General features: G+C 46.2%; 18 protein-coding genes and 1 riboswitch. Of the genes, 11 read left to right on the top strand and 7 right to left on the bottom strand.

Translation table 11 applies throughout. The features are described from left to right. Nucleotides 1-27 precede the first annotated feature (27 nt). The 3 genes from SGLY_RS14050 to hisC all read right to left on the bottom strand — a co-directional run bounded on the left by SGLY_RS14050 (nucleotide 28) and on the right by hisC (nucleotide 4,772). On the bottom strand, nucleotides 28-654 hold the full coding sequence (locus tag SGLY_RS14050) for a VanZ family protein (RefSeq protein ID WP_013625888.1): 627 nt from the start codon (nucleotides 652-654) through the stop codon (nucleotides 28-30). A 317-nt stretch (nucleotides 655-971) separates the two neighbouring features. Next, nucleotides 972-3,392 carry a cell wall-binding repeat-containing protein gene (locus tag SGLY_RS17235; RefSeq protein WP_013625887.1) on the bottom strand — a complete coding sequence of 807 codons (2,421 nt, stop codon included), beginning with the start codon at nucleotides 3,390-3,392 and terminating at the stop codon, nucleotides 972-974. A gap of 285 nt (nucleotides 3,393-3,677) precedes the next feature. Further along, a complete protein-coding gene (gene hisC, locus SGLY_RS14035; protein WP_013625886.1) occupies nucleotides 3,678-4,772 on the bottom strand; it encodes a histidinol-phosphate transaminase in 1,095 nt (364 codons plus the stop codon). A gap of 321 nt (nucleotides 4,773-5,093) precedes the next feature. On the opposite strand from hisC, the gene SGLY_RS14030 reads away from it, so the two are divergent. From SGLY_RS14030 to SGLY_RS13990, 9 genes are all read left to right on the top strand, one after another. Further along, nucleotides 5,094-6,251: an iron-containing alcohol dehydrogenase family protein gene (locus SGLY_RS14030; RefSeq protein WP_013625885.1), complete on the top strand. Its 1,158-nt coding sequence runs from the start codon at nucleotides 5,094-5,096 to the stop codon at nucleotides 6,249-6,251. Between the two features lie 42 nt (nucleotides 6,252-6,293). Beyond that, the gene (locus tag SGLY_RS14025) at nucleotides 6,294-7,751 is read left to right on the top strand and encodes a nitrogenase component 1 (RefSeq protein ID WP_013625884.1); all 1,458 of its coding nucleotides are present in this window, start codon (nucleotides 6,294-6,296) and stop codon (nucleotides 7,749-7,751) included. Between the two features lie 7 nt (nucleotides 7,752-7,758). Then, nucleotides 7,759-9,057, top strand: coding sequence for a nitrogenase component 1 (locus tag SGLY_RS14020; protein WP_013625883.1), 1,299 nt, complete (start codon nucleotides 7,759-7,761; stop codon nucleotides 9,055-9,057). Between the two features lie 127 nt (nucleotides 9,058-9,184). Next, nucleotides 9,185-9,478, top strand: coding sequence for a DUF2325 domain-containing protein (locus tag SGLY_RS14015; protein ID WP_169312030.1), 294 nt, complete (start codon nucleotides 9,185-9,187; stop codon nucleotides 9,476-9,478). 70 nt (nucleotides 9,479-9,548) lie between these two features. Next, entirely contained in the window at nucleotides 9,549-10,505 is a 957-nt protein-coding gene (gene cysK / locus SGLY_RS14010) for a cysteine synthase A (protein WP_013625881.1), read from the top strand. Nucleotides 10,506-10,673: 168 nt separating this feature from the next. Continuing rightward, on the top strand, nucleotides 10,674-11,729 hold the full coding sequence (locus tag SGLY_RS14005; protein WP_013625880.1) for a uroporphyrinogen decarboxylase family protein: 1,056 nt from the start codon (nucleotides 10,674-10,676) through the stop codon (nucleotides 11,727-11,729). 26 nt (nucleotides 11,730-11,755) lie between these two features. After that, the gene (locus tag SGLY_RS14000) at nucleotides 11,756-12,409 is read left to right on the top strand and encodes a corrinoid protein (protein WP_013625879.1); all 654 of its coding nucleotides are present in this window, start codon (nucleotides 11,756-11,758) and stop codon (nucleotides 12,407-12,409) included. A 173-nt stretch (nucleotides 12,410-12,582) separates the two neighbouring features. Then, entirely contained in the window at nucleotides 12,583-14,097 is a 1,515-nt protein-coding gene (locus SGLY_RS13995; RefSeq protein WP_013625878.1) for a nitrogenase component 1, read from the top strand. Beyond that, nucleotides 14,098-15,438, top strand: a complete 1,341-nt coding sequence (locus tag SGLY_RS13990; RefSeq protein ID WP_013625877.1) for a nitrogenase component 1 — start codon at nucleotides 14,098-14,100, stop codon at nucleotides 15,436-15,438. It abuts the gene before it with no gap. Nucleotides 15,439-15,535: 97 nt separating this feature from the next. Here SGLY_RS13990 and SGLY_RS13985 read toward each other — a convergent pair whose 3' ends face one another. The 4 genes from SGLY_RS13985 to SGLY_RS13970 all read right to left on the bottom strand — a co-directional run bounded on the left by SGLY_RS13985 (nucleotide 15,536) and on the right by SGLY_RS13970 (nucleotide 20,992). Continuing rightward, complete coding sequence (locus SGLY_RS13985) at nucleotides 15,536-16,684, bottom strand: trans-sulfuration enzyme family protein (RefSeq protein ID WP_013625876.1); 1,149 nt, start codon at nucleotides 16,682-16,684, stop codon at nucleotides 15,536-15,538. Nucleotides 16,685-16,734: 50 nt separating this feature from the next. Further along, on the bottom strand, nucleotides 16,735-17,958 hold the full coding sequence (locus SGLY_RS13980) for a trans-sulfuration enzyme family protein (RefSeq protein WP_013625875.1): 1,224 nt from the start codon (nucleotides 17,956-17,958) through the stop codon (nucleotides 16,735-16,737). Then, a riboswitch (SAM riboswitch) is annotated at nucleotides 17,940-18,041 on the bottom strand. It overlaps the preceding gene by 19 nt. A gap of 192 nt (nucleotides 18,042-18,233) precedes the next feature. After that, complete coding sequence (locus SGLY_RS13975; RefSeq protein WP_013625874.1) at nucleotides 18,234-18,590, bottom strand: hypothetical protein; 357 nt, start codon at nucleotides 18,588-18,590, stop codon at nucleotides 18,234-18,236. Nucleotides 18,591-18,673: 83 nt separating this feature from the next. Next, nucleotides 18,674-20,992 (bottom strand): heavy metal translocating P-type ATPase, encoded by a 2,319-nt coding sequence (locus tag SGLY_RS13970; protein ID WP_013625873.1) that lies wholly within the window; start codon nucleotides 20,990-20,992, stop codon nucleotides 18,674-18,676. 409 nt (nucleotides 20,993-21,401) lie between these two features. Between SGLY_RS13970 and SGLY_RS13965 the strand changes: the two genes are divergently transcribed. Together SGLY_RS13965 and SGLY_RS17230 are read left to right on the top strand one after the other, a co-directional pair. After that, nucleotides 21,402-22,238, top strand: coding sequence for a sensor histidine kinase (locus SGLY_RS13965; RefSeq protein WP_013625872.1), 837 nt, complete (start codon nucleotides 21,402-21,404; stop codon nucleotides 22,236-22,238). A gap of 134 nt (nucleotides 22,239-22,372) precedes the next feature. Then, on the top strand, nucleotides 22,373-24,103 hold the full coding sequence (locus SGLY_RS17230) for a cell wall-binding repeat-containing protein (RefSeq protein WP_013625871.1): 1,731 nt from the start codon (nucleotides 22,373-22,375) through the stop codon (nucleotides 24,101-24,103). Nucleotides 24,104-24,142: the final 39 nt, after the last annotated feature.

Genomic DNA, 24,142 nt, shown 5'->3' with positions numbered 1-24,142 from the left:
GAGTATCAACCTGAATAAAGGCACAGATTAAAATCCATATAGTATTTTCGCTAAACCAAACTCGTTATAGAACAAGAAATGTCCTAAAAACATTGCACATACATATACAACCGGTTCAAATCTATAGTAAACCAACCGCTCATTATTCCATTTTGTTACAGAGATAAAAATCTGGTAGAGAAAATAACCTAAGGCCGTCCCAACGATGTTCAGTATCAAGTCATCAATATCGGTTTGCCTGTTATTAAGAAGTTGACTTAATTCTATCAATAAGGAAAATAAACATCCAGACAACACAGCAAATTTCCATTTAGCATAATGAGGCCATATTAAAGCCAGCAGAAAACTAAATGGAATAAACAGCAGAATATTTTGCAAATATGCCATAATATCGATATCCTGTGAAAAAGGGAATAGATTAATCTGATCAGATCTTATTTCAATGCCATACATTTTTAGATCGAAAATTGTACCGGCACCAGTAACAGATAAAGTTCCGAAAAGATAAATTGCCAATACAAAAGTCAGTAGAAAATAACTGTTTAACGCGGCTATACCTTTGCGTCTTGAAATGATGTTCATTACGACGAAAACAATGAAAAAAGGTAATAATATTGTCAATAATTCATAGATTTTTAATATGAAATCGTTCATGGTTTGCTCCTTCCAGACCTCATTATCTGTATGTGTCTGATTGTAGCCTTTATTTTACCATAGTTTGGCTCTTTCATCAGGGTTTATCGGCTGGTCGGGGTTGTGGGGGAGTCCTTAATGATCAAGTTTCTGAGAATCTGCTATCGGTGAAAAGGGCTGTTGCCAACGAATTTTATCATCCGTCAGGCAACAGCCTCTTTCTAACCGCTTCAGAATACGACTGCCACTCCATAAGTGGGTAAACCTGTTCCAAGTTAGACACGCAGAAGTGTTCGTCCCGCTAAAAATCCAGCTTGTAAGCAAAACCAGATGAACCCTTACTCTAGAGCTTTAAGGAGATCACTGATCTGAGAGGCGGGAATAATCTCTTCACCACCAATTATCGTTATTTTGGCAATGTCCTGTCCTGCTGTTGTGAAGAATGTCTGAACAGCTTCAGGAATTTGCTTATCCACCAAGATCAGGGGTGACTGGGTATGTGCCGCCAAATTGCCTGCCACCAGGGCATCCGGGAAATTCACTCCGGTTACGACATAGACTTGATTAAATTCATGAGCCAGCCCCTTGATAATTGCCACGGCTGTCCCATAACGATCATCACCGCCATAACGACTGGCCCCCGGTATTTGATTGAAGACCTCCGCCGAAATGGCTCCCTCACCGCCGACGATGATGGCAGCACCGACATTTTGGGTTGTCAGGGCTCGGGCTGTCTCTGCGGGAAGTCTTGACGCTTCTGTAAAGAGGATGGGTATCCCATGATAAGCGGCATAAGGAGAAATGGCCAGAGCATCCGGATAATGTGCTGTTTCTCCGTTAACAAGCACGGCTTTGCCGGTCTGGCCCATGGCTTCCGCAATCGCTGCCGCCGTTGCGTAGCGGTTGGCGCCGCCATAGCGTACGATATTATTCCGGCCATATCTGGCAATCAGGCTGTCCTCCACATTTTGAGAAATCACGCCCGCACTGCCGATGAGCGTTATTTTTTTTGCGTTCAGTCTTTCCATCTCTGCTAAGGTTACACTTGAAAGTTCTGTCTTAGAGGTAAGAAGAATCGGCGCATTCAGCTTCTTGGCTAAGGGCACTGCCGCCAGGGCATCGGGAAAATCAAAGGCATAGACCAAGACCACATTGTCGGCGCCGTCAGTCCAGCCGGCCCTGGCAATCGCAACAGCTGTCTCGAAGCGGTTACTCCCCGCCAGCCGCACCACCGAAGCGATGCTGGCTTCCGTCATTGTCTGCGCTATAACAGCATTGCTGTAGCCTGAAGAGATGACCGCTATCTTATGGTTCCCGGGCGTTTCCAGTACGCCTGCGATAATACGGATGCTGCCTGCCGTTATTGTATACTGTGCGTTGGTCAGGACCTTACCGTCAACCGTAAGACGGCTGATGGCTGTCCGCCAGGCCTGATCATCGTTAAACGTGATATCCACGGCACTGCCTGCGGTGTTACCGCTGCTGTCCGTTGCCAGCGCGGGCGGGGTCAGCAGGGAGGAAGAGCTCCCGCCGCTACTTCTACCCCCACGGGATTTTACAGGTACGGCGACGTTCTCCCCGATTTGGTTAAGAATGCCGCTGTTCCAAGTCATGGTGCTTGTGCAGTTTTCCACGGTGGAATGGTAAGCATAGCCCGCAATGCTGCCGACGGAGGCAGTTCCGCCAGTAATGGCGCCGGCAGTGGAACTGTCTTTAATGGCAAAAACGGAAGGAATCGTCTGAGTCGAACCTGCTGTGCTGCCGCCCACCAGACCACCGACACAGGTCGTGCTGTCTGATACATTGATGGTGATACCCGCAACCGTGCAATTTGTTACAGAGGTGGGGGCATCTTCGCCGTAGGTACCGGTAAAGCCCACCAACCCGCCTATCAGGCGGTTGTTTGTACCGGAAGCTGTAATGGTCACGTTCTCGGCCATGCAGGTTGTGATTTTCGGTGCGGCATAAGGTGCGCCACACACTCCGCCCAATGCCCAGCAATTCTTTCCTGTTGCCGTTACCGAGCCTCCCGCCGCCGTGCAGTTGAGGAGAGAGCCTCCGTCCGTGCCGCCGACCACTACGCCGGCGCAAGCGCCATCATCACCAGTGACGACAATATCCGCAATAGCCGTACAGTTTTTCACGGTGTCAAAGCTGGTTCCGATAATGCCGCCTACTCCTTGTAAGCCCTGAATCTCATTCGTGCCCGTTAAAGTCACGTTCTGCACCATAAAGTTTTGATGCTGAAGGCCGACTGCTCCCCCAATCAGATAATATCCCGCTGCATTGACATTCTCTAGGTTGAGATTGGAGATGGAACCAGGATTTTCTTCTGTACCGACCGTGCAGCCAAATAGACCAACCGCCATAGACATAGGCTTATTGATGTTTATATTTGAAATAGTATGATGGTTTCCGTCAAAGGTGCCGGTGAAAGCCACCGCAGGTTGGGGAACCTCCGCATCTTCCGGGGCATCCGAAAGGGACTGAAAAGCACCGATAGGCTCCCAATCGCCATAGTCAGAAAGGCTAATATCGGCAGTCAGGATAAAATGCTTGTCGAGGTGATAGCGAACTTCATCTAACTGCTCTGCACTGGCGATCTGATAGGGAGATTCTGCGGTCCCGTCTCCCCCCGCAAAGGGAGCTGCGGCATGAGAAGGGAGCGGCAGAAAGGTGACAGCAATTGCCGCTATCAGCAGCAAACTAAAAAATTTTCTCCTTATCCGCCAATTCTTGATCGTTGGTTCAATCCTCATTTTACTTGAAATCCTCCTTAGCATTTAAAAAATAGTGCGCCCATGGTCAGGCGATGTTTGCTCTATTATAAAAGTTAGTAAATTCTAACTCTACTCAAAAAGCGTATTTTTCGACTCAAAAACCTTAAACGAATTCAGGAACAAAAATGAGGTTGTCACAGTAAATAGCTTGAAACAACAAAAGACACTACTGGCCTAGTGCCAGAAGCGTCTTTTGTTGTTTTATCTTTTCATGGTAAACCACAGGAAACTTGTTTTGTGCTCCTGTCAGCTGTAAATGCTCTCTTATTTGGGTAAAGCCTCCTTCAGGGCAGTGACCAGTAAACGGTTTTCCTCCGGTTGTCCGATCGTGATCCTTAACCAGCTCGGCATGCCAAATTCCATGCCCGCCCGGACAGAGATACCTTTTTTGAGGATCTCATCCACAACAGCTTCACTGCTTCTTTCCGCATTGACCATTATAAAATTTGTTTCTGAAGGGATATAGTCCAGGCTCATTTCCTTAAAAACCTGATAATAATATTGTTTTTCCCGGGCGTTATTGTCCAGAACGGCCTTGGTAAACTCCCTATCGCTCAAAGCGGCAATTCCGGCAATTTGGGCCAGATAATTCACATTAATGGGCAAACGGATTTTATTGAGGTTTCCGATGATATTCTGACCGGCAATTCCATAGCCAAGGCGAAAAGAGGCTAAACCATAAACCTTGGAAAACGTTCTGAGCACAATGATATTGGGATGTTTTTCAATCAGGGAGACGCTGTCGGGATAGGATTTGTCGGTAACAAATTCATAATAGGCTTCATCCAGAACAATAATAATCTGGGGCGGAATATCTGCGATAAACGATTCCAACTGACTTTGAGTAAAAAAGGTGCCTGTTGGATTATTGGGGTTGCACAGCCAGATGATCCGGGTTTTGTCATTAATTTCCCTCTGAATTCTCTGCAAGTCAATACAGTGGTTTTTTAAGGGGACATTGTTGACGACTCCGTCCATGCCCAGAGTAACAACTTTATACCAGCCGAAGGAAGGCTCAGGAATAATCGATTCTTCGCCCGGATTCAGGAAGGCTTGGGCAATTAAGGAGATTAATTCAAAAGAGCCGTTAGAAAAAATCAGTTGATGGGGATCGAAGTGACAGGTTTGGGCCAATTGAGCGCGCAAATCATGACAAAAGCCGTCCGGATAAAGATAGATATCTTTTAAGGCGGCATTAACCGCCTCTTGAACATGGGGGGAACAGCCCATGGTGTTTTCATTGGCCGCCAAACGGATAATATGCTCCAAACCAAGCTCTTCTTTGATTTTTACCAGTGTTTTGGCCGGTTTATAGGGAGAGATGTGTTCAAGCGCTTTTCTGTACTGAAGATCAGACATCTATCCTGCTCCTTTCTTTCTCCAAAGTTTGGTGTTTAATCATATCTTCCTTCTAACAGTGCAATTAGTTCATAAGGAAAAACGACAGAGTGAGCCCCTTGCGGTTCAGCCTCTGGCGTTCAGTCAGCTTTTGCTTTCGTATAAAAATACTAAAAAGAATTATAAATTAGATCAACTTTGTTTGTCAATGAACATATCCTGCTGTACCTGATGAGATCAAAGATTTTATTTGACAGCGGGACCTTCCCATGCTATTATATAATGAAATCTATAGGAATAGTGTAGATTATAGGCCGACCAGAAAACCTGGAGGCTGAATCTTTGATTCAGTCTCCGGGTTTTTTGATGAAGGAAAGGAAGAATGAAATCATGCTTACCATAAAAACACCTGATCACTATATCAATGAAGCGGGTAGCCTGAAGAAAGCGGGAGAGCATATCGGCAGGTTGGGTCAAAATGCTTTGATCATCGGGGGAAAGACTGCTTTGGCTGTTGCCGGTCAAGAACTGACAGCAAGCTTGGAAAAAGCCGGAATCTCAAGCCAAACTTTTGTATTTCAGGGGAATTGCACAGTTGAAAATATCCGGAAATATTCAGCTTTGGCCCAAGAACTGAGAGCGGATATTCTGATCGGTGTAGGCGGAGGCAAGGTTCTGGACTCGGTTAAAGCTATTGCTGAAGACGCCGGAATACCACTTGTTGCTGTGCCGACAATAGCGGCGACCTGTGCGGCCTGGTCAGCCTTAACTGTTCTTTATGATGAAGAGGGAAAATTTGCGGAATACCGCTTTTTAAAGACTTCACCCCGGCTGGTATTGACGGATTTAGGAATAATTGCCCAGGCTCCGGTGCGCTATCTAAATGCCGGGATAGGCGATACGATTGCCAAATGGTATGAGACAGCGCCTCATACCGCGGAAGGGCAGAGCGACATCTCTCTGACTATCGGTGTTAAAATCGCTGAACAGGCCCTGGATTTGCTGAGGAAATATTATGCTCAGGCCCAACGCGATGTTGAGGCAAGAGTGCCTTCAAATGAACTGAGTTGGGTTGTTGATGCAATTATTGTTCTGGCCGGGCTTATCGGCAGTATTAGTCAGGGAACCCGCAGGCCGGCACTGGCGCATACTCTTTATAATCATTTTACCTTGCTAAAGGAAACACACCAGAGCCTGCACGGAGAAATTGTCGCTTTTGGTTTAGTTGTTCAGTTAATCCTGCAAGATAAGCCTTCACAGGAGATTGATCATTTTATCAGGTTCCTTCAGACATTGGAGCTGCCGGTTACCTTAGGGCAGCTGGGGATTGCGGGGGAATTGGCTGAGAAAGCGGCACTTGTGGCAGATCATATCAATTTTACGGAAACCTCACTGGATAAACTGAATTTCCCGGTGAACCGGGATTTGCTGATGAAAGCCATAATCAAAGCCGATGAAACCGGCCGCAAAAGCCTGAGACAGGAGATCAGGGCGGTCTGAATTTGCCTGAGGATACGGATGGACTTACAGGAGGGGAAAAAGATGGCGTTCAATTTTAAAGAGAGTTCTGTTGGGACCAGAGAAAATCGTTTGGGTTCCATTACAGGTTATCATGGCGACCTCCGGGATTTAGTGCACCAGTCAAGGTGCGGAACCTTGCGGGATAAAGAAAGATGCTTCAGCCAGTCCAGTACCTGTCTATCCGGCTGCGCCCTGGCTCAGCTTTCAGGGATCAGGGACATCGCGATCATCAACCACGCCCCTTCCGGCTGTACGGCGACAGCAGCCGGGGTGACGGTACAAAATGCCCAGCTGGCAGCGAAGAGAGGGGTCACGAACAGTACGGTTTTCATCGGGACGGATATGAATGAACAGGACACCGTTTTCGGAGCAACCGGAACCCTAAAAGAAATTGTACTGGAAACCTATCGCCGCTATCATCCCAAAGCAATCTTTATCGGGACATCCTGTGTGACCGGTATTATTGGTGAAGATGTGGACAATGTGGTGGAAGAGCTGAAAGAAGAGATTCCCGTTCCTATTGCCGCAGTCCATTGTGAAGGCTTTAAATCGAGGATCTGGGCTTCCGGCTTTGATATCTCCGACCATGCTGTGCTAACCGGCATAGTCAAGCCGCCCCAACAAAAAAGAAATGTGATCAATTTTAAAAACTTTTATGAAAGTGCCCGTTTGGAAATTATCGATTTATTTGCCAGGTTTGATGTTGAACCTTTGTTTTTATATCAGAATTCTACCGTTGAGGAACTGTCCAGACTTTCCGAGTCCCTGGCAACTGTTTGCGTTTGCGGAACTCTGGGTACTTATTTAGGGAACGGACTCCAAGAAAGGTATGGTGTTCCTTATGTGAGGACCATCAATCCCATGGGGGTCACCGGCTTTGAAACATGGCTCAGGCAAATCGGGAAAACGATTCAGAAAGAAGATAAGGTGGAAGCTTATCTTGCCGAACAGCGGGAACTTTACATCCCGAAAATTGAGGAAGCGAAACGGGAATTAAAAGGCCTGCGGGCGGTTATTGGCATGGGTCCGGGCTATACCTTTGAAGTCAGCAGGGTTTTGCAGGAATTGGATATGGAGGTTGTCTGGGCAGCAGCCTGGCATTATGACAAAAAATATGATAATGAAGCGGCTCCTCCGTCTCTGGAGTACCTGCGGGAGAATTCTCCGGACAATTTCAGAATCAGTGTTGCCGACCAGCAGAATTACGAAGTTTTGAACATCTTGAATACCTATCGGCCGGATATTTATTTTTCCCGTCATCCCGGGACAACAGTCTGGGCAATTAAACAGGGGGTTCCGGCCCTTTATGTTGCCGATGAATATATGATTTTCGGTTATCAAGGTACCTTGAATTTTGCTTATTCCGTTCTGGATACCATAAAAAACAGGAGCTTTGAAAAAAATCTGGCCGCCAGAGTCAAGCTGCCTTATACGGATTGGTGGTATAAGCAGGACAATCAAACATTTTTAAAGGAGTGAGACCGAGATGGCCAAGATATTGGACCAGCCGAGATATAAATGCGCGATGACGGCAATGCAAACCGTTCACGGGATCAGCAGAGCACTGCCTATTCTTCATTCGGGACCCGGTTGTGCGGAAAAGCTGGGGGGAAGTACGGGAAGCTCGGGATATTTTTCCCCCCATATTTTTCCCTGCACCAATGTCAGTGAAAAAGAAGTGATTTTTGGCGGGGAAGAGCGGCTGCGCGAAACCATCGAGAATGCGCTCAAGGTGATTGATGCTGATCTTTATGTAGTGCTGACGGGTTGTACTTCAGAAATCGTTGGGGACGATGCCGAAGAAGTGGTGCGTTCATTTAAACACGCCGAGAAACCTGTGATTTACGCTTCGACCCCCGGGTTTAAAGGGAATAACTACCTTGGGCATGAGTGGGTTCTGGATGCGATTATTGAGCAGTATCTTAAGCCGGCAGACCGTACAGAAAAAGGCTTAGTAAATATCTGGACGGGAATCCCCCTGCATGATCCGTTTTGGCTGGGGAACTTAAGGGAACTGGAAAAGCTGGTTGCTGAGCTGGGACTGATTCCCAACACCATTTACGGGCATGGAAGAGGAATAAAAAACATCGATAAGCTTTCCGCGGCAGAATTCAACCTGCTTGTCTCCCCCTGGGTAGGCTTGAATAACGTCAAAAAACTGGAAGAAAAATTTGGGACTCCTTACCTGCACTATCCTACTTTACCGATTGGGGCATTTGAGACCACGAAGTTCTTGCGCACTTTGGGCCAATTTGCCGGTATTGATCAGGCAAAGGTGGAGGAAGTCATCATGAAACATGAGGAAGAGTACTATTATTACATTGAACGTTTTGCCGATGTCTTTTTAGAAACACGGGTCATGGCAAAGAGATTTGTCACAGTATCTGATGCCCAAACCTCCCTGGCCCTGACCAAATTTTTAGTCAATGATTTGGGTTTGATCCCCGGGAAACAATATATAACGGATGATCCCCCAGAGCAATACCGGGAATCACTGCGCGGCCACTTCAGGGATCTCAATGACGGACTGCGGGCTGAAATTGATTTTTCAAGCGACGGCTATCAGATTCATGAAGAAATACGCGGGACGGACTATTTCGGTTATCCATTGATCCTGGGAAGTTCATGGGAGAAAAAGGTTGCCAAAGAAACAAACGCTCATTATCTTAATGTATCCTGGCCGGTTATTGAGAGGCTGGTTATGAATTCATCCTACGTGGGTTATCATGGCGGTCTTAAACTGATTGAAGATATTTATTCGATCGTCTTAACCAGATTTAACTAAAGAATTTAACGGCAGAACAGGTTGACAAAGTTGAGAATTAAGAATATCATACTTTTAAAGACTACTAAATACATAGATTTTATGTAAAATGAAACAAGTTCTTTTAGACCAAGGAAGTCTTTTTAAAATGACTAAGGAATGGAGGGCGGCAGGAATGCGTGTGCTGATTGTCGGTGCAGACCGAATGGGAAATATCACTTCCAAATTAAGAGAAAGAGGATTTGAGGAGATCACTCATTGGTGCGGCCGCTCCAAAACCTTTTGGAAAAAATCCATCCCCATCGATGTTGCCCAGGTCATTATTTTTTGCGATTTCATTGACCATAATACCATGAGAAATGTTCGGCAGCAGGCAAAAGCGAATGACATCCCGATTGTTTACAGCAAGCGGGCAATTTCCCACCAGCGCCTGATTGTCTAGAAATAAAAAATGTTGTCTGGAAATAAAAAATGAAGTTCAGTTTCATCAATTGTTTTTGCGGAGGTAAAAAATGGCCGGAATTGTTAAAAACTTAACAGATTTAATCGGGAATACTCCCATGCTGGAGCTGGTTAACTACAACCGGAGTTTTGACTTGGAAGCGAAAATCATAGCCAAACTGGAATCGTTTAATCCCGCGAGCAGTGTCAAAGACAGGATAGGTTATGCCATGATCAAAGAAGCTGAGGAAAAAGGGATCATTAATAAGGATACGGTGATTATTGAGCCGACAAGCGGCAATACAGGGATCGCCCTGGCTTTTGTCGCCGCAGCCAAGGGGTACAGGCTAATCATTACACTACCTGAAACATTCAGTGTGGAGAGAAGAAACCTGCTGAAGGCCCTTGGAGCGGAGCTGGTTCTTACACCAGGAGGGGAAGGGATGCCCGGGGCGATCAAAAAAGCATTGGACTTGGCTGAACAGACTCCTAATTCCTTTATCCCCCAGCAATTTGAAAATCCGGCCAATCCCGATATTCACAGAAAAACGACAGCCGAAGAAATCTGGCGGGATACGGAGGGCCAGGTAGATATTTTTGTGGCCGGAGTGGGGACCGGAGGAACAATAACCGGTGTCGGCGAGGTATTAAAACAGCGCAGGAAAGACGTAAAAATCATTGCGGTTGAATCCTATGATTCCGCCGTTTTATCAGGCGGGAAAAAAGGGCCCCATAAAATCCAGGGGATCAGTCCCGGCTTCATTTCCGAAGTAACCAATTTGACGGTGATAGATGAAATTTATCAAGTCAAAAATGAAGAAGCTTTTACCACGTCAAGAAAGCTGGCGGTATTGGAAGGATTGCTGGTCGGAGTATCTTCGGGAGCGGCGGTTTTTGCCGCAACCCGGATTGCCCAAAGGCCGGAGAATAAAGGGAAAAATATTGTTGCTATTTTGCCGGATACCGGGGAACGGTATTTATCGACAGAATTGTTCCAAAATAAATCAATACCCTATAAAAATGATTGACTTGATAGGGTCTAATTGGTACTATCTAAAATAAGCACAAAAGAATCAGATGAAAAATACGATAAAGTAAAAGCTAACCAGAAAAGCTGGAGGCAAATTTCCTGTTCATCACGGGAAATTTGTCTTGTTTTTATTTTAAGAGGGATTTAATAAAAGGTGTGTTGTTGAATGAGTTCAAAAGAATTGATCATCAAAGCGTTAAACAGGGAAAAAACGGAGAGAGTTCCCGTGGCTCTTCTTTCCGGTGGGGCCTGGACATTTAACAGAAAAGGCTTGACATTGGAAGAAGCATTGAATATCGGAGCCGGGCAGGCCGCCGAAATCATTGCGGAGACAAACGAACTGGCTAAATCGGATATTGTCTGGCCAAGCTCGGGCTATCATAATCTGGCAATCCGGGCAATCGGAGGCGAAATCAAATTCCGTTCCAAGGGTACGCCGGATGTCCAATCAGCCCTGCTTAAAGATATTAATGATATTGAGACCATAAACCTTGATCATCTGACTGAGGATAAAGATATTAATATGCTGGTGGAAACCGCTGCGATTGTCAGCGAGAATATTGGCGGACATACTCTGATCGGTGCAAGCCAGTGGGGGCCGTTTACTCTGGCCGGGCACATCTATGGAGTGGAAAAGCTGATGCGAAGCATTTACAGGGATAAAGAGGCTGTAAAGGCCGTATTGGAGTTTACCTCAGAACTTTGTTACCGGTATTTGGCGTTATTTATCGATGCGGGGGTAGAAATTGTTTCCGTCGCTGATCCGACATCATCAGGAGATTTGATTTCCAGAAAGCAGTTTGAGGAGTTCTCCCTGCCCTATTTAAAAAAAGTTGTCCAGAAAGTCAAGGAGAAAGGGGCGCTTTCCAGTATCCATATTTGCGGCAATATTACCGACAGGCTGGACCTGATACCGGAAACGGGTGTAAATAACCTTTCTATTGACTATAAGGTAGAGATCAAAACGGCAAGAGAAAAAATAGGAGATCAGATAACATTTTCCGGCAATATGAATCCGGTAGCAATTATGCAGAATGCTTCCCCGGAAGAGGTGGCGGAAGTTTGCCGGGATTGCATTGATCAAGCGGGCTGGGATGCCGGCTATATTCTCATGCCTGGCTGTGATCTTCCGCCGGCGGTTCCTCTGGAAAACATTGTTTCTATGGTGGATACGGCCTGGAATTATCAGCAGAGCGGAAGGCCAGATCAATTCTGTCTCTAATTTATTTTAATAAAGGGGAAATAGCGATGCCGAATAAAGAAGAGATCTTTAAAAAGCTCTCAGATGCTGTTGTTGAGATGGAAGAACAGGAAGTTGAGGATCTGGCCAATGAGGTAATCCGGCAAGGTTTCGATGCCTATGAAGCCATTGATAAAGGTTTAGCGGATGGAATGGACAGGGCAGGTCAGCTCTTTGAGGAAGAGGAGTACTTTATTCCTGAGTTGCTGATGTGTTCCGATGCGATGTACAGCGGTCTTGAAATTTTAAAGCCGCATATTGCTGTTCAGGAGCATGAAGTGAAGCATAAGGTTGTGATCGGTGTTATTGAAGGCGATACCCATGATATCGGTAAGAATTTAGTGAAAATCATGCTGGAAACATCCGGCTTTGAGGTTTTTGACCTTGGCAGGGATATTCCTCCCGTGGCATTTGTGGAAAAAGCGAAAGAAACCGGTGCGGAGATCATTGCGTTATCCACCCTGATGACCACAACAATGGATGGAATGGAAAGTGTAATACAAATCCTGGAAAACGAGAAAATCAGAAAACAATTTAAAGTCATAATCGGCGGAGGTCCTATATCTCAAGGTTTTGCCAACAAAATCGGAGCGGATGGCTATGCCGTCAACGCGGCGGAAGCAGTCCGGCTTGCCTGGAGGCTTATCGGGCGGGCTTCATAAAAATTCTTGGACCGGGTTGATCTGGTTGGTATCCACAGCAATGACAATAGTCCTGATCGGAATAAAAATAAATTTAGTTGACCGGAAAAACTGGAGACTAAGTTTTCGCTTTGTCCAAGCCCATCATCGGCAAAGCAGATAATCGAACAAGTGAGAAAGAGGAGGTTAGTTGTTTGAGCTATTTTGACCAAAAAGAACCACCGAAAAGAGAAGACCGGCTGAAGGCCTGTATCACTTATGCCGGAACAGTTTGCGGACTTGCTAAAAAAGGCGCAAGCTGCTGCTTAAACGATGGGGAAAGAGGGTTTTCCCAAGGCTCGATATGTCTTTTGCTGCCCGGTCTGGCGATGATTAACAGCTTGCCGGATAATGTGACCATTTTGCATGGGGCCATCGGCTGCGGATCATGCGCCCATTCCCAAAATGCCAATGCCCGCTCGGGAGGCAATATCCGCTGGGGTAAAGTCAAAGACGCCATTTGGCTTTCCACCGCTCTGAATGAATCGGACGTGATCGGCGGCGGGGAGGAAAAACTGGAGAAAGCGATCATTGAAGCGGAGAAGACCTACAGGCCCACGACAATTACGATTGTTTCCGGGTGTGTACCGGGAATTATCGGGGATGATATTGACGGGGTGATCCAAAAGGTTCAGCCCACAGTTAACGCCATCCTTGTTCCCGTTCATTGTGAAGGATTTAAGACAAAAATATGGGCCACCGCCTATGATGCGGTTTACCACGGGCTTGGCCGAAAATTGCTGGAAGAGCCCGGCGAGGAAAACCGGTTAATCATTGACGAGTTTGCAGAATTAAAAGAAAAGGTTGTACGCAGCCGGACGGTCAACCTGATGAATGTTTCTTCAATGGGCAGAGTGGATGAACTGGAGCTGAGCAGATTGCTGGGCTCTCTTGGTCTGGAAGTGAACATTTTCCCGATTTTTGCCCGGCCGGAAGAAATGTACAAAGTCACGCAGGCCGCTCTTTCTGTCAGTACTTGCCCGACCCATGACGACTATTTTATCAAACACCTTAAAGAACAGTACGGTATTCCTTATCTGCTGAATCATATGCCGATCGGCATTGAAAATACGAATTTATGGCTTAAAGATGTGGCCGGTTTCTTTGGCCTGGAAGAGCAGGCTGATCAACTGATCAAGGCGGAAACAGCTGAACTGGAGGCCGGGCTGCAAGAATTCCTGCCTCTTTTTCAGGGAAAAAAAGTTTTTGTGGGAGCGGGTGAATTCAGGGCTCTGGCCACAGCCAGACTGCTGCAGGAGCTTGGGTTTGAAATCGTCGGGATAAGGTCTTATCATCATGACGAATTTGCCATTGGGGAATATGAGAAGCTGGCGGCTTCTTCTCCCAAAGACTTTGTGTTCAATATCGCCAATGTCCAGCCCTTTGAAGAAGCCAATTTACTGCGAAAGTTGAAACCGGATGTTTTCCTGGGTCATTGGCATGGGAACGGAACGGCATCCAGGCTTGGAGTGGCAACACATGTGATTTATAACTCCGGGTTAAGCTATATCGGGTACCTGGGCGTATATGAGATAGCCCGCAGGTTATTCAGACAATTGAAAAACCCTATTCTCAACCGGAAGCTCAGTCAATATACCTCACTGCCGTATTCCGATCAATGGTATAACGATGATCCATTCAAATATATCAAAACCGCGGGGGTGGAATAGATGACGAGTTATATTGAAAGGCCCAGATACCTGTGCTCTTTAGGCGGGGCCTTTTTGACCCTGACGGCTTTACCCGGGACCATACCGATTTTGCACGCGGCCTCCGGGTGTGCGGGAAACATTACATGGGCCCAGAATGGAGGCAGCGGGCTGCAGGCAGGTGGATATTGCGGCGGGCTGAGTGTCCCCAGCTCCAATGTACAGGAAAAAGAAGTGGTTTTTGGGGGCGGCGACAGGCTGCGGGAACAGATCAAGAATACCTTTGATGTTATGGAAGGCAAGCTTTTTGTCGTAACCACCGGTTGTGTCACAGAAATCATCGGAGATGACGTAAAGGCCGTAGTCAATGAATTCAGGCAGGAGGGATTGCCGATTATTGCCGCAGAAACAGGCGGATTTAAAGGAAATTCCTATGACGGCTATGATATTGTGATGCAGGCCTTAACCAGAGATTATATTAAACCAAGCCAGACCAAGGGCAAGGGCAAAGTAAATATTTTCGGGATCGTCCCCTATATGGACGTATTTTGGCGGGGTAATCTTGAGGGCATCCGGCAGGTACTGACCAGACTGGGGCTAGAAGTGAACACATTTTTTACCCCCGATGATACCTCCGAGAGTTTAGCGCAAGCCGCAAACGCTGAATTGAACATTGTGGTTTCCGAAAGCTATGGGATCGAAACGGCAAAAGCTTTTGAAGAGATTCATGGGATTCCTTATATCGTTACAGGCCTGCCGGTTGGTCCGTCCGCTACGGACAAACTGATCAGGGACGTGGCGAAAGTACTTTCTCTGGACGCGGAACAAGCAGAAAAGATCATTACTGAGGAAAACCGGCGCTATTATCAATATATAGACTCATTGATTGAATGTTATACGGATTTGGATTTGCAGAAATACGCCGTTGTCATCGGCGATCTTAATTATGCCCCGGCCCTGACCAGATTTCTGGCCGATGATTTGGGCTGGCTGCCGGAGCTGGTTGTGTACACGGACCAGATCGAGGAGGACCGCAAAGAATATTTTGCCGGTCTTACCGATCATCTGGAATCAGGACTAAAGCCTCATGTCATATTTGAAACGACCACCAGCCGTGTGATTGAGCACCTGAACCGCTTATATCCCAAAATAGGGAGCAATAAATATATGAAAGGGTTCAGCCCGGCTTTTGTGGTTGGAAGCTCCCTGGACCGGGAATTGGCTCAGGCCATTAATGTGCCCCATTTAAGTATAGGTTTCCCTGTTGCCAACAGGGCAGTATTGGATAGGGGATATACCGGATACCGGGGAGGATTGAGGCTGGCTGAGGATCTTCTCAGTGCAGCTGTCGTGATGAGATAATGCGGTAAAGAGGAAGAGACAAAGGAAGCAAGCCTTATTTCCCAGATGTCTGAGGAATAAGGCTTGCTTTTATTTCTTCATTAAACCTGTGAGATGATTAACAGCTTGCCGCCTGATCAAAATCATGGATGATATCGGCCGGGTCTTCCAAGCCGACGGAGAGCCTGAACAGGTTATCGGTGATTCCCAGCTCTTCTCTGACCACAGCGGGAATCGAGGCATGGGACATTGTCGCCGGATGAGTGAGGATGCTTTCAACAGCGCCCAGGCTTACGGCTATGGCCGGGATGGACAGCCTTCTCCTGAGATTATCGGCGATGTCCGGATGGTTAACCTCAAAAGTGATCAGCGGACCATGACCGCTTGAAAGATCGTTTAATATTTCTCTGCGGGGATGAGCAGGAAAGGCGGTATGGTAAACCTTTCTTATCCAGTTTTGCTGAGAAAGCCATTGGGCAATTTTTAAAGCACTGCTGGATTGCCTTTCCATACGGACGCCCAAAGTTTTTAAGCCGCGCAGAAGAAGCCAGGAGTCCTGGGGCCCCAGAATAGTGCCAAGCGCGTTTTGCATGAAACCGATTTTATCGGCCAGTTCAGGAGAATTGGCGGCGGCAAGTCCGGCCACGACATCACTGTGTCCATTTAAGAACTTTGTCGCGCTGTGCAGGACGATGTCTGCGCCCAGCTCCAGAGGACGGCAATAATAGGGGGTTAAGAACGTATTATCGACAATAGAACTCAGATGATATTTCCGGCAAAGATCAAGGATGCCCTTTAAATCGGCGATATGAAGAAAAGGATTGGAGACAATCTCCAGGAAAATTGCTTTGGTATTGGACTTGATTGCTTTTTCTACAGCCTCATTATCCGTGATGTCAACAAACTCGATATCCAAATGCCACTGTTTAAGAACCTGGGTAAAAAACCGGTAGCTCCCCCCGTAAATATCCCGGCAGGCAATAATATGATCTCCGGGGGAGAAAGTAAAGAAAATTGAACTGATTGCGGCCATACCGGAAGAAAAGGCAAAGCCGCGGCTGCCGCCCTCAATTTTGGCAATGTATTCTTCCAGAACATCCCGGGTGGGATTCCCGGAACGCGAATAATCATATTTTGAGGGATTTTCATGATCCCGGTGAAATGTCGAAACCTGATAGATGGGGGCGCTTAAAGCGCCTGTTACAGGATCACGGTCGCCGGCGGCATGGAGCAAAAGTGTATTGAGGCCCAAAACATGATTTTTCATTCTAAGCTTCCTTTCCGAGTTAAATTTTTATCGTTTGGCTAAAAATAGGATCAGAAGGTTAAAGCCTGGTTCAGATCGTCGATCAGATCATTACAGTCTTCAATTCCTACGGATATGCGCAATAAATATTCATTTAAGCCCAGACGTTTGCGCACCTCTTCGGGAATATCGGCATGAGTCTGAATATAAGGATAAGTGATCAGACTTTCAACTCCGCCCAGGCTTTCAGCAAAGGATATCACTTTGAATTTCTGAAGAATGTCCGGGATCGAGCAGTGATCTTTCAGGGAAAAAGACAATATGGCCCCAAAACCGGAAGACTGGCTTAATTGCAGGTCATAACCGGGATGGGCAGAAAGACCGGGATAAAAAACCTGATCAACGAGGGGATGATTCTCCAGCCAGTGAGCAATGCGGAGTGCATTGCTCTGCTGGCATTCCAGACGAAGCCCTAAGGTTTTGAGACCGCGAATCAACAGCCAGGAATCCTGAGGTCCCAAAACGGCGCCGAGAGCATTCTGCAAAAAACCCAGACGTTCAGCTAAATGTTCCTCTCTGGCTGCCACGAGTCCCGCAATAACGTCATTGTGCCCGCCGATAAACTTGCTTGCACTGTGAACGACGATATCGGCCCCAAGCTGCAAGGGCCTTTGTAAATACGGGGATAAAAAAGTATTGTCCACTATGGTCAACAAGTGATGAGACTGGGCAAGCCGGCAGATTTGCCGGATATCGGCCACTTTCATCAGAGGATTGCTTGGGGTCTCACAAAAGACAGCTTTGGTATTTGGACAGATGGAGGCTTCTATTTGATCCGGTCTCGTTGTATCGACAAAAGTGGCCTCAATGCCGAATTCGTTAAAAACCTGCTGAAAAAGGCGATAAGTCCCTCCATATAGATCTTCAGTCACAATGAAATGGTCACCGCTTTTAAAAAGCGACAGGATTGTTGTAATTGCCGCTAAACCAGAAGAAAAGGCAAAGCCCTTACATCCGCCTTCCAGGGCGGCAAGAGAATCTTCCAAAACCTTACGGGTAGGATTTGCAGAACGGGAATAATCGTAGCCTGTGCTTTTCCCCAGTTCAGGATGGGCAAAAGTTGACGAATGATAGACCGGGAAACTGATCGCGCCAGTCGGATCAAGTCTGTTGCCGATTTGGGCGAGTTTGGTTAATATGTTTTGCTCTTTCACGATTTCAATCCCTCCGCCAAAGAAATAATAAAGCCTCTTCCTAGAAAGAAAGAGGCTGATCAATCTCATCTCTAGGATCATAATCCTCCAGGATTTAGCACCGTACTCTTAAAGCCGGTTGCCGGACATCACAGGGCCAGTCCCTCCGCCACTCTTGATAAGATAGTATTCCTATAAAGTTTGTAAGTATCATTGTCCATTATAAAGACTGAAGGAAAGCTAGTCAAGGCCTAATGATACCAAAATTAAATCTTCAGTATGTTTATCAAAAAGTAATGCCAATCATTTTAAGGTAAGAACCGGCATCATTTAAGCGGCGGACCTGCTTTATTGTAAAAAAGGATTTCTGATCCGTCTTAGTCATCGTTTCCGATAGGGCCGATAAATGGAGAAGTAATCGGTGTCCTCCCTGTTGAGGACTTTACTTTCAGCTCATAATAGAGAACGCAAATTAATATAACCGCACCCAGCTGGCTGATGAGTACTCCGGTAATTTTCGGTGTATACTGCTCCGGAAGGACTCCTTTGGAGGAGGCGATCTCTTCTCCTTCTAAATATACAGACGCCACAAAAATGAACCCCGCAAATAATTTAATATCGGCGGCCCTGAGCTTAAGCCAGTTGTTGTTTGTCAAAACAAAGGTCAAAAGAATAATCGAGTCCCCAATCCAGAGCAAGACATTGCCTATCTTGGCCAGGTTATCAGAATCCACGGAATAACACCCCTCTATAGAATATTAAGGAATATTATGGTAGGTTCCGCAATCCCTTAAAATTCTCCAAGAAAATTGAGCTTTTATGAGGACAGCGATTTTCCTTGCATGTTTTCCCATTTTATTCTTTTGAGGTCGAGAGAATTCAGCAATACGGAGATTGAGCTGAGAGCCATGGCCGCCGCGGCCAGGATGGGGTTCAGATGACCGGTCGCCGCGATGGGAATGCCGACGGCGTTATAAATAAAGGCCCAGAAAAGATTTTGCTTTATTTTTCTCATTGTCAACCGGGATAATTTTATCGCTCCGGGTATGGCCATCAGATCATCATGCAAAAGGACAATATCACCTGTCTCCAAGGCCACATCCGTACCTGAGCCTATCGCGAACCCGATAGTTGAGGTGGCCAGGGCAGGGGCGTCATTGATGCCGTCTCCGACCATAGCGACGATTCTGCCCCGGGCCTTGAGTTTCTCAATCTCCTGAGCTTTTTCGTGAGGCAATACCTCGGCAATGACCTGTTGAATCCCGATCTTTCCGGCTACGGAAAGGGCCGTTTCTATGTTGTCCCCGGTAAGCATATAGACTTCAATTCCCATTTTTTCAAGGGTTGAGACCATTTTGTACGCATTCTCTTTCACTCTGTCGGCAAGGGCCAGAACGGCGGTCAAAACACCGTCAACAGCGACCAGAACCGCGGTTTTTCCTTCCTTTTGAAAAGAGTCGAGGACAGTTTCCGCTTCCCGAGAGGAAATGTTATGATCACCCATCAGCTTTGGGGTGCCAATGAGGATTTCCCGGTGCTCGATCAAAGCCTTAACTCCCTTGCCCGGAACGGCTTCAAACCGTTCCGGATCCGAAAGAGCGGAGCTTAACATTTCTTTTCCTTTCTCATAGATGGCCGCTCCCAGAGGATGTTCCGATTTTTTTTCAGCGATGGAGGCAAGTCTCAATAGCTCAGCTTCATGATAAGGGAGGTTTTCGGGGTTCAATAAAATGATGTCGGTTAATTCCGGCTCGCCCAGGGTCAGGGTGCCGGTCTTATCCAGGACAACCGTGTTGATCCGGCAGGCAAGCTCAAGCGCTTCCCCGTTTTTTATTAATATGCCGTTTTGCGCGCCTTTACCCATGCCGACCATGATTGCTGTGGGAGTGGCCAGCCCCAAAGCGCAGGGGCAGGAGACGACCAGAACGGAGACTGCATGGATAATTGCCCGGTCAATCAGGAAGGTCAGATGGTGGTAAATCAAAAAGTACCAGATCAGGAAGGTCAGAACAGAAACGGTCAGGACAAAGGGGATAAAATATCCGCAGACCCGATCGGCGATTTTTTGAATGGGAGGCTTGCTGCTCTGGGCTTGCTCCACCAATTTGATGATATTGGCAAGTACGGTATGATTTCCGACCTTGGTGGCCCTGAATTTGAATGTGCCCAACTTATTCAGGGAAGCACCCGTCACGAAGTCGCCTTCTCTTTTTTCGACAGGGACGCTTTCTCCGGTCAGCATCGATTCATCTATAGTTGAATAGCCTTCGGTGATCATACCGTCGACAGGGATCTTTTCCCCCGGCCGGACGATAATGATGTCGCCGGCCTGCACATCTTTAACAGGAATATCTGTCTCCAGGTTTTCGCTGAGGATCCTGGCGGTTTTTGCCTGGAGTCCGATCAGGGTTTGCATAGCTCTGGATGTCCGTCCCCTGGCGATTGATTCCATATACCGGCCTAACAAAATCAGAGTGATAATGACGGATGACGCTTCAAAATAAATATTTTTCATGCCATAAGACAAAGAATCAGGATCGAAAAGCGCGGTGTACAGACTGTAAAAATAGGCGGAAGTCGTGCCCAGAACGACTAATAAATCCATCGTCACTTTTTTCACCCGCAAAGCGTGAAAGGTATTGCGGTAAAAACGGAACCCGATAATAAACTGGACGGGGGTTGCTACAGCCAGCTGCAAGCGCCAGTCATGAAGAAGAAGGGCTTTAGACCTTAAAACGGCCAAATAGAAGGAAAAAACAGAGTCGGAAGCGGGGGCGATATAATCGTGACAAAAGCCGATTCCTCCCAAAACCATTGCCAAAATTAAAGGGGAAGTTAAAATAGCGGAAAAAATCAATTGTTTTTTCAGTTTGTTTTGTTCTATCTCGCTGCGAGACACTCCTTCTGAACCGGCACTGTGTTCATTTCGTTCCACGGAAAAGCCTAAACGGTTGATCACCCGTTCAATCTCCTGGAGCTGAATCTGGTCAGGATCATATTCGAGCAGGGCCTTTTCAACCGCGTAGCTGACATTGATCTTGTTGATGCCGTCAAGCCTCTGCAGTGAAGATTCAATGGTCAGAGAACATAAGGCACAAGTCATCCCATATATTTTGAGCGAAATATTTTCCACCATTTTTTAAATCCTCCCCGGCTTAAGTGAAAAAACTCAGAATAATCCACTTAACCTATGGTATTACCAGACATTATAATCCGGTCCAGTACTTAAATCTACTATCCGAAAGTACTATTTATGGTCTTAATGGACTAGAAGAGAGGAGAAGATGAAACCCCGGTGCCATTTTCATTTCCGGCTCAGTGTGCTATCTTTGGAATAATTGTTAAAGGCGACAGGGCAAAACAGGCCCCTTAACAATGGTTACCCCTTAAATTGGCTGGATCCTATTCATAAGGATTCAGCGTTTTCTTTTCATCGTTCTATTGACAAAGCCGGAAGGGAAGAATATATTTTTTATTAATCCATTAATACTATAGATTTAGTGTAGTATTATGAATGGTTAATTTGATGTGATTGAGGTAAAATCATGAATTTAAATAAAATGAAATGGATAGGTGCTTTGTTTCCGGCTTTATTTGTTGGGTTATTCGAATTTGTGCGTCATTATTTCCTGGATATGATTTCTATGGACAGCGGCAATTTGATGGTAGCGGGGTTAACCGGAATATTGTTTTTCCTTTATTTCCGGGGAATTATCGCCTGGCTCCAAATCCTCAGTCATAAGCTGCAGCAGGAGAAAGAAGAAGTAGTGATCTTAAAAGAACGGGACCGTATAGCCCATGAACTGCACGATAGTATTTCACAGGCCTTATTTTTCATGAATATTAAGGCCATGGAAATAGAGACCGCTTTACGGCAGGAGCGTCAACCGCTGGCAGAGGTAAAAGAACTGCAGGAGGCGATTAAATTTACAGATACCGATATTCGCCGGCATATCTTTGATCTGCAGAAGGTACGGCAGGAAACGATTGACCTGGTTGCAACAACCCGGGAAATCGTCCATGATTTTGAGAGACAAAGTGGGATCAAAGTGGATTTGGATTTCGGGGGTGATTTGGACTCCCAACTTTTTAGCAAAGAAAAGACTCATTTAATCAGTATTTTGCAGGAAGCCCTGTGCAATATCCGTAAGCATGCCAGGGCTGATCAGGTACAAGTGAATCTGCAGGAAAATGGGGGACATTATACCCTGACGGTTAAAGACAACGGGCAAGGGTTTGATCTCACTAATCTGCAAACAAAAAAAACATCCTTTGGACTGAAAATCCTTGAGGAAAGATCGCGTTCCCTGGGAGCAGGGTTTGGTCTGGAAAGCTTTCCGGGCCGGGGAACAGTGGTGTCCGTAAACATTGATTCGAAGTAAAGCCCGCTGTCCAAAAGTACTAGACTAATGGTTAAAAATAAGTCTTAAGGATAATTTCTTAAGGGGCTGTTTCATGATATTGTAAATATAAATTAAATCTATAAATTTAGTGTACTTTAAAAGGGGGTCGAGAAATGATCAAAAAACATCTTAGAAATGTGTTTTCTGTATTTACAATCTTCTTAGTTGTCCTTCAATTCTCTTTTCTGTTCGTTATCACTTCGGCTGATCATCAGGCTCAGGCTGCAACAGAACAAAAATCCTATACAAATCAAAGACTAGCCGGAGAAGAGCGGATAGGAACATCTCTGGCCATTGCTTCCGAATACAATGCCGGAACAGTGAGAAATGTCATATTGTCAACAGCGTACAACTTTCCTGATGCCCTTGCGGGGAGTGTGCTGGCCAAAAAATTGGATGCTCCCATTTTATTCATTGGAAATACCTCCGGTGCAAACGAGCAAGTTTTTCATTATCTTGAAAACCATTTGGACCCCGGCGGAAACATCTACATTCTTGGAGGACAAAGTGTAATCAGTGACGAGATCATCAGCTCAATACAAGCCCTCGGTTATCAGAATTTTGTCAGGCTGGGCGGTTCGGACAGAATACAAACAGATCTGAAAATACTGGATAAGCTGGATGTCACGGAGGGCACTCCTGTTGTGATTGTCACACAGAATGATTTTCCGGATGCGTTGAGTATCTCTTCCATAGCGGCACTGAACGGTTATCCGATATTACTTACCGGGCAAAACACGATTGATTCAGGGATATTAAAGGCTATTCGTTCGATTAAACCGGATCAGATTTTCATTGTTGGCGGGACAGGTGTCGTCAGCGGCGATATTGAGAATCAATTAAAATCCTACACCCCTGCAGTAGTAAGAATTTCAGGAACCAACCGGTTTGAGACATCTCTTGCCATAAACAATTATTTTAATCAGGATACCGATTCGGCGGTCATTGCCAGCGGGTATTATTTTGCCGACGCTTTAGCCGGAAGTGCCCTGGCGGCAAAGCTGAATGCGCCGATAGTATTGCTTGATCACAACAACATTGAAAAACAAAAAGAGTTTCTTGATTCCAGCAAAATAACAAATTTGTATATCTTAGGCGGGAGGGGAGTCATCTCAGAAAGCACCGCGGCCAATTTAAGCAAAACAGCTTCCTCATCGGAGAAGCAGGTATTCAGCGGCTGGCTGGGTGATTCCGATTGCAGTCCCGAAAAGGCCGATCCAACAGCAATGAGCAACCAGTGCCTGAAATGCCCTAAATGCGTGGCCAGCGGATATGGGATTTCTGTAAAGCAGGGGGACGGTACTTATGTGTATTACAAATTTGACGAAAACGGGCATAAGCTTGCCCAAGATATTGTAGCCAACGCCACATCCTTAAAGGTTCCGGCAATAAAGGCCGAAGGTGTGTTGACGGGAGAGAGAGTCTCTATAGGCGGTAAAGATTATCCTGTCCTGAACGTATTCTCCATTATCGCAATAGAGGCGGCAGGAACGGAACAGGCGTTTACGGGTTATATAATTGACGAAGATTGCTTCGCCGCTATGCCGGATGATCCGGGATCAGATACAATCACCTGCTTAAGAATGGCTCCCTGCGCAGCAAGCGGTTATGGGATAGCCGTTGCGCAAGATGACGGCGCATATCAATTCTATTATTTGGACGGCGCATTTGCACCACAGGCTTCGGGTGGACAGGAAAAAGCCGCCGCTTTATTAAAGAATACGTTAAAGAAAGATCATGTTTCAATCAAAATAACAGGTACCTTAAAGGGGGATCATAAGGTTTCGCCCAGTGACGGGATAAGCTACCCGGTGATAACGGTATCGTCTTTGGTCGAAAATTGATTTGAAACAAGAAATATTTACAGGTAAGCAGCACCACTC

The organism is Syntrophobotulus glycolicus DSM 8271, from assembly GCF_000190635.1.
Lineage (GTDB): Bacteria > Bacillota > Desulfitobacteriia > Desulfitobacteriales > Syntrophobotulaceae > Syntrophobotulus > Syntrophobotulus glycolicus.
This window is presented reverse-complemented; position numbering and strand designations above follow the sequence as displayed.